The organism is Methyloligella solikamskensis (genome assembly GCF_042676065.1).
GTDB classification, from domain to species: Bacteria; Pseudomonadota; Alphaproteobacteria; order Rhizobiales; family Methyloligellaceae; genus Methyloligella; species Methyloligella solikamskensis.
The window spans coordinates 815,781-828,249 of the sequence record NZ_JBHTJO010000001.1 but is presented as its reverse complement, the minus strand read 5'-3'; the positions used below and the strand labels follow the sequence as shown (position 1 = coordinate 828,249).

Sequence of the window (12,469 nt, the reverse complement as noted above, 5' to 3'; positions counted from 1 at the left end):
TCCGATATTGCATACTTATCGGATTTAGGTCATAATTGGGCGTATGACAGACCTTGCCCGCACTCCAAAACAGATCGGCAACCTAGTCCGGCGCTCCCGCAGGAAGCTGGGCTGGACCCAAACGCAGCTTGGTGACAAAGCCGGGCTGCGTCAGGAAACCATATCGCTGATCGAAAGCGGTAACCCCGCCACGAAGCTGGAGACCATGCTTGCGGTGCTGGCCGCTCTCGACCTGGAATTCCATATCACGAAGCGCTCGAAGGGCCAGACCAGCTCCATCGAGGACATATTCTGATGCCGCGCCGCCGCCAGTATGAGCCTCTACGCGTTTACCTGAATAACCGCCTTGTTGGCCGCCTTACCAAGGAGCCGAGCGGCGCAATCGGCTTTCAGTATGATGAAAGCTGGCTTTCCTGGGAGCATGCCCTGCCCGTTTCGCTCTCGCTGCCGCTGCGCGAAGACGCCTATCGCGGCGAGCCGGTGGCTGCCGTCTTTGAAAATCTTCTGCCCGACTCAGATGCTTTACGGCGCACGGTTGCCGAGAAGGTCGGCGCGCGCGGCAGCGATGCCTATAGCCTGCTTGCTGAAATCGGCCGTGACTGTGTTGGCGCGCTACAATTCATCGCGGATAGCGATGAGGTGATCGATACGACCGGTGCGATCGAAGGCGACGCCCTTGACGACGCGGCTATCGAAAGACTGCTCAGTAGCCTGAAGCAGGCACCGCTAGGCCTGAGCCGGGATGACGAGTTCAGGATTTCAGTGGCCGGCGCACAGGAAAAGACCGCCCTGCTCTGGCATGACGGTCAGTGGCTCAAACCTCATGGCACAACGCCGACCACTCATATGTTCAAGACACAGATCGGCCAGTTGCCCAATGGGATCGATCTGTCGAACAGCGTCGAGAATGAATATTACAGTTTGAAATTTATCGAGGCCTTCGGCCTGCCGGTGAACGCAGCCGAAATCAAAACCTTCGGGGAGACCACTGCTCTCGTCATTGAGCGCTTTGACCGAAGGTGGACGAGAGAAGGCCGGCTCCTGCGCATGCCGCAAGAGGATTGCTGCCAGGCTCTATCGGTGCCACCGACACTAAAATACCAAAGTGATGGCGGGCCAGGCATGGTTGCTATCCTGAATCTGCTCAAAGGCAGTGATACGCCGGCAGAAGATCAGGCGGTGTTCATCAAAGCCCAAATCCTGTTCTGGTTGCTTGGCGCAACAGATGGGCACGCCAAAAATTTCAGCGTCTTTCTAGGGCCCGGCGATAGCTACCGTATGACCCCGCTTTATGATGTGCTGACCGCACAGCCAAGCCTCGATAGTCGCCAGATTGAGCGCAAGCAAATGAAGCTCGCCATGTCTGTCGGCAAGAAACGTCGCTACCGCATCGATCAAGTACATGCGCGGCATTTTGTGCAGACGGGCGGAGAGGCGCGCCTGCCAAAAGCAGTCGTGGTGTCAGCCCTAGAAGAGATCGCCGAAAATGCCGAAGGTGCGATAGAGCGAGTCCAGGCGAGCTTGCCCGCAGATTTTCCGGCCTACATTCACGAGTCGGTCAGCACGGCCGTCAAAGCCCGCCTTCGGAGCCTTGAGCTCGTCGATAGCCCCTAGGCCAGAAGTCTGAAGACCAGCTATTTTCCCTTCGATCGGCTCTTTTTCGGCTTAGAGCTTTTCGACGTTGTGACTGGCACGGCGGACCCATGTCCCGCACCCATTTCCTGATAAAGCCTGAACAGTTCGTCATGGGCTTTATAGGCATGACGATACCAGACCGGGTCCTGGATGATGGCGGGGTGCTCTAAAAGATTGCCTGCAACGTTCACGACCATCAGCCATGCCGTATGAAACGCCTCGTGACAGCCATATGTGCCGGGATCGAAGTCGCGCTCACTTGAATCCGATTTCTTGGCGCGCTTGCGCCACTCCTTCAAGTCCTCCTGTCGCTCTGCCTCGATTTCCTCGTCAGTCTTAGGCGGATAGAGCACATTTCTTTCCGTCGCCATGGTTCCCCTCATATTCAGTAGATGGCGTTAGCCTCGGTCCATGAATCACCGTCCCTCAACGCAAAAATGGCGGCGTCCAGAACACAGGGATAAACGTCACTGGCAGCGCAAAGCGCCTGAATGCCATCTGAGATGAAATCATAATAGTTGCCGTCCGCAAGTCCTGCTGCGGTCAACCTGACCGGGAAGCCAAACTCGTTCAGCCAATCGGTAACGCGGCTATCAATGGGAATTTCATAGCGGGTGAGGCCGAGCGCCTGGAGAAGGTTACGCGATTGCTTGGGCCCGAATCCGTGAAAGGTCTCCTGAATATATTCGGCGACTTCTTTCTCAACGGCCTGCGAGACCGGCTTGCGCAAGCGATTGCACTGCTGAAGCGTGCGTCGCCATTCCCCGTCTTCAAGCCGCCTGAAGTTTGCACTGAGTTGGCTCGCGATGCCGGGTCCAAAGCGTATGCCGCCAGAATTCTTGAGTGCTTTGGCTATGAAGGTTTCCGGCTTCCGCCTCCCTCGCATTGCCTCATAAGTCAGCGGAAAGGGCTTTGTTCTCATGAAGCGCCCGACATGGCTGTTAGGCCCTGACCGTTAAATAGAGGTCAATCGCATACAGACCATCCGAAACCAGAATTTTTGTCTACTGACCCGCGGCTTCATATCCGCAAGATTTCTGGTTCGGCGGACCTTTACCAATGCATTGTCCGACTGCTGGCTAAGCAGTGCGTCGATGCGCGTGACGTCATCGTTCGTGATCTTCCACTCGATCTCCATCCGTCCCAATCCTTCGGTAGACTCTTCACCCGCCCTGCCCTGCTCCTGCAAAACCCCGCGGCGCGGCTGCCCGCAACGGGAGCCTAGGCTGCTCAGAGCGCCTGCCGGCTCTGACAATCTTATTTTTCCTAGACACAATAACCTAATAATGGTACAACGCAATAACCTAATTACAATAACGCTTAAAAACCTAACTGAGATACATCATAATAACCTAACGAAGGCACAGCGCTAACCCCTAACAAAGGCGCTGGAGACAACTGGAAATGGCTACGCCACAAGAAAAACTGGCCGACTCGCTTGAAGCGCTCAAAGCGCTTCAGGACGACAATGCCGTCGCCATCAGGGCCCGCGATCTTTCACGGACCCACCGGGAGCGCCTGCTCAAAAGCGGCTTTCTCCAGGAGGTCATGAAGGGCTGGTACATCCCTGCAAGCCCTCACGACGACCGCGGCGAGACGACGGCCTGGTATGCGTCCTTCTGGAACTTCTGCGCTTCCTATCTAACGGAGCGCTTTGACAATGAGTGGTGCATTGCCCCGGAGCAGTCGCTATCGCTTCATGCTGGCAACCGGTCAGTTCCGCCGCAATTACTGATCCGCTCTCCAAAGGGCGGCAATAAGCCAACGCAGCTGCCACACAACACATCGCTATTTGACATGCGTGCAGTGATGCCTGCGCCGCGCGATGTCGTCGAGCTTGACGGCCTGCGGCTGTTCAGTCCGGCAGCGGCACTGGTCGAAGTGAGCGAAGGATTCTTTCAGCAACACAGCACTGACGCGCGCACCGTGCTGTCATTATTCCCTGACGCCTCCGAAATCCTCGCTCACTTGCTAGAGGGCGGGCACAGCGTCATTGCCGGACGTCTGGCGGGAGCCTTCCGCAATATCGGAAGAGACCGCCTTGCCGATGACATCAGCAAGAACATGGAAGCCGCTGGCTATAACGTCCGAGAAAAGGACCCGTTTGAAGATCGCATCGACATAACGCTGCCAAAGCGGGAAGTCTCACCCTATGCGGGACGGATTCGCCTGATGTGGCAGGCGATGCGGAAAAGCGTCATCGACAACTTCCCGCAAAGCCCCGGCATGCCGAACGATGCCGAGGCATATCTGACGCGTGTCGAAGATACCTACGTCACTGACGCCTATCATTCCCTGTCGATTGAAGGCTATCGCGTCAGCCCCGCGCTGATCGAGCGTGTACGCAGCGGGCAATGGAACCCTGACGGTGAAGAGGACCGCGAACATCGTGACGCGATGGCGGCGCGCGGCTACTATCAGGCTTTCCAGGCTGTAAAAAAGAGCGTCTCGGGCGTTCTGAACAATGAGAACCCCGGCGCAGTTGCGGACCGGGACCACGGCGACTGGTATCGCGAATTATTTGCGCCGAGCGTAACGGCGGGCATTGTTAAAGCGAGTGATCTGGCCGGATATCGCAGCGGCCAGGTTTTTATCCGCCGCTCAATGCATGTTCCGCTATCATCGGCCGCGATCCGCGATGCCATGCCGGTGTTCTTTGAATTACTGGAAGCCGAAGAGAATCCTGCCGTCCGTGTCGTGCTCGGGCATTTCGTGTTTGTCTATATCCACCCCTACATGGACGGCAACGGACGCATGGGCCGTTTTCTGATGAATGTGATGATGGCAGGGGGCGGGTATCCCTGGACGGTGATTCCGGTCGAGCGCCGTGACGACTACATGGCCGCACTCGAACAAGGCAGCGTCCACCAAAACATTGTTCCCTTCAGCAAATTTCTTGGCGAGCTCACAGAGCAATCACTGGCCGGCAAGCCCGCCGCAGCGATTCCATCTTGATCGCCAGAAAAGCAGCTCCGATGGTCGTGACGTTCATGAACAACTTCACGAACGTCACCATGATCATCATCACAGACGCGACAGGATCATGATCACCGCCGCCCGTCTGGCGGCGGTGACGACGATGATGATGATCAGCAGCTAGGCCGCCGCTACGGCCTGATCGCTCTCCTGCAGGTTATGCAGGTAATCGACCGCCCGCTGGGCATGCGCAGCGGCAGCAAAGATCGCCTTCTTGTCATTGCGCAACGCCTGGAGCCAGGAGCCGATATAGGCCGCATGATCATTACGATCTTCGGGCTTTAGTTCCAGATCGGCACATAGGAAGGCTGCGCCGAGTTCTGCGACAAGCTCTTCCTTGGCATAGCCGGTATCGCCGTAGCGCTGCTGCTCGAAGCTGCGGTCAAGCCGCGAGGGGTGACGTGTCCAGTGCACGCTCTCATGAGCGAGCGTTGCGTAGTAGCTTTGCGCATTGAAGAACGTCTCAAAGGACGGCATCTGGATGTGATCGGTCGCCATCCGGTAGTAAGCAGAATTTCCGCCATTGAGAATGCGCGCGCCCACGGTCGCAAAGAACCTTTCGGCATGAGCAATACGCTCATCGGGATTGCGGGCAGGTTCGCGCAGCGCATAGTAGTGCGCCGGCAAGTCCTCGATCTGTTCGACATTGAAGACGGTGTATCCCTTCATGAAGGGAATGGTCTGCTCCAGCTCATCACCGGTCTTGTCGTCAAGTTCGGTCTTGACGATCGTGTTGGCATAAACGACGGGCGATCCTTTTTCCCCTTTACGGACATGACCGCCAAGCTCGGCAGCCTGCCGGTAGGTCATCCAGATCGGCGCTGCAAAATGGCGCTCCATGGCTGACGCCCAAAGGCTCAGAATGTTGATCCCGCTATAGGCTTCACCGTTGAAGCGCAGCGGCCTGCTGACAGGCCCGGCGGCATGACCGGCATTCCAGGGCTGAGTCCATGGCTTCACGCCCTTTTCCAGCGAGCTAATGATCTGATTGGTGATGCGGCTGTAGATATCCGGCCGCGTGTCGTTGCTTGTCATGAGAGGTCTCCTTTCGCTTTGTTTCTCGGACGCGAAAGAAGAGGCCGGTGGAAAGAGCCGGACCGGTCACCCGCCATCGCCAAAGGTATGGCGGGGAAACTGGCCACACGGTTATGCGGGCAGGCAGTTGACCGGGCGGTGCCACCGGCCAAACAAGCGTCACAAACGAGAAGCCAGCGAAAGGACGGCCCTGACAGCGAAGGACTCCGCGGGTAGACGACCCGCCTGCAATCAGGAATAAAGGCAGCGATGCGCTTATGGACGATTCAGACCAAGGCTGCGTGGGACTATCTGCAGAAGCACGGCGTGCTCAGGGCAAGCCGGAAGCATCAATCTGAAGACTGGCCCCTCGCTTATAAATGGATGACCGACCAGCTCAGCAAGCGCGTTGGTCCGCCGCCGAGCAATGGCATGATCCCGCTATGGGGCTGGTACCAATGCCGGGGGCAATCCAGGAAAAGGCCTGATCTAAGATTTTGGCGCTTTCGCACCAATCCACCGGGCAAATATACGCTCATTGAATGCGACCTGCCGGACGAACACGTAGTGCTATCCGACTATGACGCTTGGCACATCATCCTCAACGAAGGCTTTGTCAGCGTCACAGACGATGACGATGATGAGTATTACGCCGGGTGCAGGCAGTACGAATTGACACCGACGCCCGAACTCGCGGAAGAACTCAACCGCACACTATACGGTAGCTGGGAACGCGTCATCGACATGGAAGCCCTCACTGAACCGGGCTATTACGCGATGGATCGCAAATCGATCCAGGCCTGCTTCTGGGAAATCAAACAGGACCAGATCAAATCAGCGAAACCGTTCACTTCCGTGGGGCGCTAGCACTAGAAATCCGGAGGCGTCGCCTCCGGATTCTCGCAAGCTTCTGGCGCCGCCCTAGACAGAAATCCGCCCTTTCAATCGTGCCTCCTCTGCATAGGCAGCAATAGTCTTGGTTGGGCAGAAATGCAGGTCACGCTCGACCGGAAGACCCAGCCGGCCATGCACAGACTCAATCTCCGAGATACGAACGCTGCCGAGCTCGGCACAGTCAAGACCGAGGTCGCAAAGCCCGAACGCAATGTCGGGGTCGTCAGGATCGAGCTCGGTTAGCAGCCAGGTGCAGCCTGCATCGGGCGTGAAGAGTTTGACGACGGGAAGAAAGTCGGCGTCAGCCTTCCCTTCTTCGGCAAGCGCCTGCCGGATGCGGCCATTGCGCAAGAGCTGTTCACGGATGGAATTGGTCAAGAGTTTCATCTCCGTCTCCTTTCGCTGAGGTGTTTTCTCAAGACGCGAAGACGAAGGGCCGGGCGTACAAGCTGAACGGTCACCCGCCGTCGCCGACCTGTCGTCCGAAGCTTCAGCGAAGGACGAAGGCGATGGCGGGGGAACTGGCCACACGGTTACGCGGGCAGGCAGTTGACCGGGCGGCGCGCCCGGCCAAATAAGCGTCATAGATTGAGAAGCCAGCGCAATAGGACGAAGATATTTTGTAACCATAAGCGATTAGTTTATTGCCTTCCGACAGAAAAACGCTGGTGTGGAAATATTCGTTTATGTTTTACTATAGATTTCCCGGGGATAGACATGCAGATATCATTACTGGAGATCGAAAATTTTCGCGGCATACGTCGCGGGGAAGTCCATTTTCGTGAGCACACTGTACTTGTCGGCCCCAACAACAGCGGCAAAACAACAGTTGTGGAAGCCCTTGCGCTAGTGCTTGGCCGCGATCGGCTGGTGCGCAGTCTGACGGAACACGACTTTTTCGGCTCCGACCCGGCGGCGGCAGACAGAATAAAGATCGTCGCGACGGTGACGGGCTTTGAGCCGGAGGATTTCACGGTTCATACCGACTGGTTTCGCGACGGGCGCGGGGTGCCCTTCTGGTATGATTCCGAAAATGGTGACGTGCTGCCGGAAAAGACGCGCGACGGGCAAAAGCTCGCCTGCCAGATCATCTTCGCGGCCCGCTTTGATCGTGACACGCTGGAAGTGGATACGGCGCGTTTCTTCAATGATGGCGAAGATGTTGATGTGTTTGCCGAGGAAAGCTATGTCGCGGTGCCCGCTAAGCTCATTCGCGATCTTGGATTCTTCCTGATTCCGGCGAACCGGTCATGGGATCGGATGCTGTCTTTCAGTTCCGAGCTATTCCGCCGGGTCATCCGCTCGACCGGCGGATTGCCGGCACAGACCATCCTCGACGAGCGTGATAATCTGCGCCAGCCGCAGCCTGGTCTGGAAGAGGACGAGCGCCTCAAGCCCGTAGTGGATCAGGTCAATGAAGAGATTACGCGGCTGTTCGGTAAATCCACACCGCTGCGTCTGAGGCTGACAGCAACCGACAGCGCGGGCGTTCTTGAGTCGGTGATACCGCATTTCCAGACGGGGGACGGCACGCCGGTACCCTCCAAGCGCGAAGGTAGCGGGCTGGTCTCGCTGCAAAGCCTGTTTCTTCTGCTTCATTTCGGGCAAAAGCGTATTGAGGAAGGCGAAAGCTTTTTCATGGCGCTGGAAGAGCCCGAACTGCATTTGCCGCCGCCGGTGCAGCGCCGCGTCCTGTCAAGATTGCAGGCCCTGTCTACACAGACCATCGTTTCGACGCATTCGCCGCTGATTGCCGCTTACTGCGAAGCAAGCTCGTTGCTTATCGTCCGCAATACCGGCGGCACGCTTGATGCCAGACCGATGCTGGCAAGCCCGCTCCAGCAGGAAGCGACCAACGCGGCGCGGCGGCTGTTCCAGATCAACCGCGTTGAAACCGCAACTGCCATGATGGGCGAGTACGTCATGGTGCCCGAAGGCCGCTACGATTTCGATTGGCTTACCCTGCTCTTGCGGGTGGCTGAAATGGACCGCGCGGATGCCGGGCCTTGCCTGTTCGGTGTGCGGGTCGGTGTCGTGCCTACGCATGACGCCAAGGTGAGGGAAACCTGCGAAGTCCTGGCTAAAGCGCATCCCGGCATTGTCGCACTTGTGGACGGCGACGCGGCCGGCCTGCAGTACGCCGACGCGCTCGATGAAGAGGGTGCCGGTGCAATCAAGGTGCTGCGCTGGCCTGACGGCTGGACGATCGAGGATTTCATCGGATGGATCGTCGATGCCGATAGCGCGGCCGTTATTGCCAAACTCGACGATGATCTCGATCCACCGCCGGGCGACCGCCAAACGCTGATCGCACGCCTGAAATCAGGCGAGCGGGAACAGAATGGCATGAAAGGCGACGGCGTTGCCTACGAGATTATTGCCAACGCGCTGTCCGAACGCCCGCTATGCCGTACCCGTGCCAGAGAAGCGTTGCATGCGATCAGTGAAGCCTGCGCCGGCGCGGATACGAACTACTTTGCCGGCGAAGCGCGGGCGGCCGGCCAAATACCAAGGCTGGTATTCACCCCATGACGGTCGTAGCGTTCGAAGGCCCGGCCGGTTCCGGCAAGACGCACCGGCTCATGGACGAACTCGGTGAAGTCATCGGCCGTGATCCGCTTGCTGATCATCAGCGCGTGATCGCACTGACATTCATGCACGGCTCACGTCGCAGGCTTGATGCCAGGCTGCGCGGCCTTGACGCGCTAAATAGGCGTTTCCAGGCGGTGACCCTCGACAGTTTTGCATGGCGATTGACGCAGCGCTGGCGCCGGCTCGCCGCCTATCACGGTCATGATATCCCTGCCGCCGGGCAGTACGGGGCAACATGCACGCTGGCAGCCGCACTGCTTCAGAATGACAGTGTCCGGCAATGGGTGGCACAATCCTATCCGGTAGTAGTGATCGACGAAGCGCAGGACTTTAGCCATGAGCGCTCTGAAATCATCAGGGGCCTCACTCAGTCGGGCAATGTCCTGCTTGCCTTCGATGAATTCCAGTGCCTTAACACCGCCCTGTTGCCGATTCCGATCGAAGGCTGGCTGCGCAATCACTGCGAACCCGTAACGCTGGAAGGTTGCCGCCGCACCGACGACGCCGAATTGATCGCCGCTGCCAATGCTGTGCGCGATGGTGCCGCGCTGGAACGCAATGGCAACCGCTTCAAGATAGTGGCCACGCCTGGTCACATCAATCATGTGGCGACGTGGATTGCCAACGGCATCAGGTGGCGCGGTGACGGCGGCAATGTCGCTTTGCTGACACCCTCCCGGCAAGGCGGGTTTGCCGACAATGCGGTCGCCCGCGTCGGGCAACGCCCGGTCGGCAATCACAATAGCGGCCCGTTCGGCATCCGCTGGGAAAGCAGCGATGACGAAGACAAAGCCGCAATATGGGGCGCCCTCGGAATTGCGGGGAACTGTACCGTTGACGAGGCCGTCGCGACACTTGCGCCGCACCGAACAGAGCCGGCCGTGAATTCATTGCGGGACTGGATATTGCGCCAGCGCAGCATGAAAGGAATTGACGAGATTGCCGCTGACGATCTCAGGCGGGAACTAGGCCGCCTGCTATCGCTGCGGCGCCGACACGGCTACTTGAACGAACCGCAATTTGCGGCGATGACGATTCAGCAGGCTAAAAACCGGGAATTCGATCATGTGATTGTGCTTTGGCCATACACGGTACCAAATGATGACAATCAGAGGCGCCGGCTTCTCTACAATGCCATTACCCGCGCGCGGCGAAGCTGCACTGTTCTTGTCCAGGGACCAAATCTGCTGAATGGCCCGCCCTTCACAGCGGCCGGCCAGCCGCAATAAGCGGCGCGCTACGGTCACGAGAGGGCACCGTGGCTTACTGACAGGTCAGCAAAAAACTCGGAAGCTGGCTCTACGCCAGTGACCAGGAGATGATCCCGCGCGCGCGTGCAGGCAACATAGAACAGATGCCGCTCGGTCTCAAAGACCTCATCGAGCTCTCCTTCATCGGCAACGGTCTCAATACGCTCCTGTAGAGGCAGAATGTCGTCATCGCACGCTATGACCGCGACTGCTCGAAACTCCAAGCCTTTCGCCAAGTGCATCGTGCCTATCGATACACGCCCGTTACGTTCTTCGACACGCTCTGAAAGTTCCAGCGGAGTCTGATCTGCGCTTTTGACGACTGCGCGCGCGCGAGAAAGTTGGCCAACGCTGCGAACAAAGATTCCAATTTCTTCAGGATCGATATCCGACTTGATGACTTCCTTTAGCCAATCGGTGAGACCGCTGATCTCGTCCTCCTGATTGGCAAACACGCGAATAACGGGATCCGGGCCGTTAAAGACGGACACGGTACCACGGCGATCTTCTTCATTGCCGTCAACATCGCGCACCAAAGTTGGCAAGAGCCGGTCAGCGGCCTCTCTAATCTGATGCGAAGTACGGTAATTGACTTTCAGGGTATGGGAGCGTCCTCGGACATCAATCCCAAGCGCCTTCCATGAGAAGGGCTCTCGAAAGATTCGTTGACCTAGATCGCCGGCAAAGAACAAGGCATCGGGGCGCTGATCGACGATAACTGAAAGCATCCGCAGTTCCGGCACGTCCAGGTCCTGAGCCTCGTCCACTACGATATGAGTAAATGGTTTGTGGTCGCGCTCCGCATAATAAGCCGTAACCTTGGCGAATATTGCTGGCCATGAACTGACGCCCTGCGACTCAAGAATCTCACGCGCGCGCACAAAAACGGGCCAGACGCGTTCACGCTGCTTCGAGCCCATCCGGTTCCTGCGCCCTAGCCGGGGAACATCTTTATAGGCGTTAAGGTCACTTATCTGCCAGGCGTCAACGACGTTCGTCCATTCAGAAACAAGAAACCTGGTCGTGAAGTCGGCAACCTGAAGCTCTTTGGCAGCCGATTCGATCGCCCCCTTGATCTGTTCATTGGTAGCCGCACTTGGGGTATGTCCAAAAGCCAAGGTGTAAAGATCGCGCGCCACGCCATCGAAGGAGAGAACAGTCACGCTGTGGATGACTGATTGGTCCTCGCCGATTAATAGCTTTAGCTTGTGCTCCAGCGAGTTCGCCAGCGGCTCAGAAAAGGTTGTCAGCAGCACCTTGGCCTGATCGTCCTTCTTGAGGATGGCAGCTGTTCGGTGCAACGCAACGACGGTCTTCCCGGTTCCCGCAGAGCCCGAAACCCTTGCAGGTCCATTGAAATCTTTCTCGACCACTTGCTTCTGAGAAGGGTGTAGGAATATGGCCCACTGATCCCAGGGATAATCAAGCGCTCGCTCTAGCTCTTCGACATTCTCCAGAACACGGAACCGGCGTTGCGCATCCGGGTGATCAAAGGGGCTGACATCGGGCGCGATTTCCTGAGGCTTTAGCAGTATGCCTGTAGCGGCATATTCCAGGAGAGCCTCGGCAGCTTCCGCCGGAATATGTTCCGTCAGGTCAAGAAAGCCGTCCTCGGACGCTTGCCTGATATCCGCGATCCAGTCCTGCGGTACTCCAACATCAAGTAAGTCGTCATTGGATAGGTCAGCAAACAGCGGTTGCACGCTTGGTCGCACCGGCGTTGGCCTAGTCTCAGGCTCAGCCGGAACGTAAGTGGGTATGGCGATTTCCTCCACACGCTCCCGCACTTCGACGATCTGCGCCGCTCCAGTCTTGGGATGGGTTTCAATCCTTCGACGTTCAGCCCAGCTGTAAGCTTCATCGTGGTGGTCAACGTAACAGACCAGGAAGCTGGCTGCGGTCTTGTGAACAATGACGCGAATGTCACGGTTGGCGCGTATAGACCAAAAGTTAGGGTCTTTTGATTTATCGATACGATGGAATTGAAGGCCCGGCGCAGAGGGGTCTTGCTGCAAATCGAAGACGGTGATCTTGACAGCGGATTGCTCTTGAGCCGTCAATTTGGCCAAGGCTTTTGTGAAACTGTCCGCAATCCGAAACTGCATGCT

11 protein-coding genes are annotated in these 12,469 nt (G+C 57.5%); 6 read left to right on the top strand and 5 right to left on the bottom strand.

Annotation, left to right across the window (positions count from 1 at the left end; genetic code table 11):
• Positions 1–43 precede the first annotated feature (43 nt).
• Positions 44–295, top strand: coding sequence for a helix-turn-helix domain-containing protein (locus ACFQ2F_RS04015; protein WP_379086039.1), 252 nt, complete (start codon positions 44–46; stop codon positions 293–295).
• The gene (locus ACFQ2F_RS04010) at positions 295–1,614 is read left to right on the top strand and encodes a type II toxin-antitoxin system HipA family toxin (protein WP_379086036.1); all 1,320 of its coding nucleotides are present in this window, start codon (positions 295–297) and stop codon (positions 1,612–1,614) included. Before ACFQ2F_RS04015 ends, ACFQ2F_RS04010 begins: the two co-directional genes overlap by 1 nt.
• 20 nt (positions 1,615–1,634) lie before the next feature.
• On the opposite strand, the gene ACFQ2F_RS04005 is transcribed toward ACFQ2F_RS04010, so the two are convergent.
• Both ACFQ2F_RS04005 and ACFQ2F_RS04000 read right to left on the bottom strand, forming a co-directional pair.
• A complete protein-coding gene (locus ACFQ2F_RS04005; protein WP_379086033.1) occupies positions 1,635–2,006 on the bottom strand; it encodes a hypothetical protein in 372 nt (123 codons plus the stop codon).
• A 14-nt stretch (positions 2,007–2,020) separates the two neighbouring features.
• Positions 2,021–2,557 (bottom strand): hypothetical protein, encoded by a 537-nt coding sequence (locus ACFQ2F_RS04000; protein WP_379086030.1) that lies wholly within the window; start codon positions 2,555–2,557, stop codon positions 2,021–2,023.
• Positions 2,558–3,039: 482 nt separating this feature from the next.
• Between ACFQ2F_RS04000 and ACFQ2F_RS03995 the strand changes: the two genes are divergently transcribed.
• Positions 3,040–4,590, top strand: a complete 1,551-nt coding sequence (locus tag ACFQ2F_RS03995; RefSeq protein ID WP_379086027.1) for a Fic family protein — start codon at positions 3,040–3,042, stop codon at positions 4,588–4,590.
• A 141-nt stretch (positions 4,591–4,731) separates the two neighbouring features.
• On the opposite strand, the gene ACFQ2F_RS03990 is transcribed toward ACFQ2F_RS03995, so the two are convergent.
• Positions 4,732–5,646, bottom strand: coding sequence for an ArdC family protein (locus tag ACFQ2F_RS03990; protein ID WP_379086024.1), 915 nt, complete (start codon positions 5,644–5,646; stop codon positions 4,732–4,734).
• A gap of 249 nt (positions 5,647–5,895) precedes the next feature.
• Between ACFQ2F_RS03990 and ACFQ2F_RS03985 the strand changes: the two genes are divergently transcribed.
• A complete protein-coding gene (locus ACFQ2F_RS03985) occupies positions 5,896–6,492 on the top strand; it encodes a DUF3841 domain-containing protein (RefSeq protein WP_379086021.1) in 597 nt (198 codons plus the stop codon).
• 54 nt (positions 6,493–6,546) lie between these two features.
• On the opposite strand, the gene ACFQ2F_RS03980 is transcribed toward ACFQ2F_RS03985, so the two are convergent.
• A complete protein-coding gene (locus ACFQ2F_RS03980; protein WP_379086018.1) occupies positions 6,547–6,906 on the bottom strand; it encodes a DUF2958 domain-containing protein in 360 nt (119 codons plus the stop codon).
• Positions 6,907–7,236: 330 nt separating this feature from the next.
• Here ACFQ2F_RS03980 and ACFQ2F_RS03975 point away from each other — a divergent pair, with 330 nt between their 5' ends.
• Together ACFQ2F_RS03975 and ACFQ2F_RS03970 are read left to right on the top strand one after the other, a co-directional pair.
• Positions 7,237–9,051, top strand: coding sequence for an ATP-dependent nuclease (locus tag ACFQ2F_RS03975; protein WP_379086014.1), 1,815 nt, complete (start codon positions 7,237–7,239; stop codon positions 9,049–9,051).
• Positions 9,048–10,340, top strand: a complete 1,293-nt coding sequence (locus ACFQ2F_RS03970) for an ATP-binding domain-containing protein (protein ID WP_379086009.1) — start codon at positions 9,048–9,050, stop codon at positions 10,338–10,340. Before ACFQ2F_RS03975 ends, ACFQ2F_RS03970 begins: the two co-directional genes overlap by 4 nt.
• Positions 10,341–10,354: 14 nt before the next feature.
• On the opposite strand, the gene ACFQ2F_RS03965 is transcribed toward ACFQ2F_RS03970, so the two are convergent.
• Positions 10,355–12,466 (bottom strand): 3'-5' exonuclease, encoded by a 2,112-nt coding sequence (locus tag ACFQ2F_RS03965; protein ID WP_379086006.1) that lies wholly within the window; start codon positions 12,464–12,466, stop codon positions 10,355–10,357.
• Positions 12,467–12,469 lie beyond the last annotated feature (3 nt).

What these genes read in the sequence shown, in the direction of transcription:
- ACFQ2F_RS04015 (WP_379086039.1), top strand. Translation starts at nt 44, where the DNA reads ATGACAGACCTTGCCCGCACTCCAAAACAGATCGGCAACCTAGTCCGG.
- ACFQ2F_RS04010 (WP_379086036.1), top strand. Translation starts at nt 295, where the DNA reads ATGCCGCGCCGCCGCCAGTATGAGCCTCTACGCGTTTACCTGAATAAC.
- ACFQ2F_RS04005 (WP_379086033.1), bottom strand. Translation starts at nt 2,006, where the DNA reads ATGGCGACGGAAAGAAATGTGCTCTATCCGCCTAAGACTGACGAGGAA.
- ACFQ2F_RS04000 (WP_379086030.1), bottom strand. Translation starts at nt 2,557, where the DNA reads ATGAGAACAAAGCCCTTTCCGCTGACTTATGAGGCAATGCGAGGGAGG.
- ACFQ2F_RS03995 (WP_379086027.1), top strand. Translation starts at nt 3,040, where the DNA reads ATGGCTACGCCACAAGAAAAACTGGCCGACTCGCTTGAAGCGCTCAAA.
- ACFQ2F_RS03990 (WP_379086024.1), bottom strand. Translation starts at nt 5,646, where the DNA reads ATGACAAGCAACGACACGCGGCCGGATATCTACAGCCGCATCACCAAT.
- ACFQ2F_RS03985 (WP_379086021.1), top strand. Translation starts at nt 5,896, where the DNA reads ATGCGCTTATGGACGATTCAGACCAAGGCTGCGTGGGACTATCTGCAG.
- ACFQ2F_RS03980 (WP_379086018.1), bottom strand. Translation starts at nt 6,906, where the DNA reads ATGAAACTCTTGACCAATTCCATCCGTGAACAGCTCTTGCGCAATGGC.
- ACFQ2F_RS03975 (WP_379086014.1), top strand. Translation starts at nt 7,237, where the DNA reads ATGCAGATATCATTACTGGAGATCGAAAATTTTCGCGGCATACGTCGC.
- ACFQ2F_RS03970 (WP_379086009.1), top strand. Translation starts at nt 9,048, where the DNA reads ATGACGGTCGTAGCGTTCGAAGGCCCGGCCGGTTCCGGCAAGACGCAC.
- ACFQ2F_RS03965 (WP_379086006.1), bottom strand. Translation starts at nt 12,466, where the DNA reads ATGCAGTTTCGGATTGCGGACAGTTTCACAAAAGCCTTGGCCAAATTG.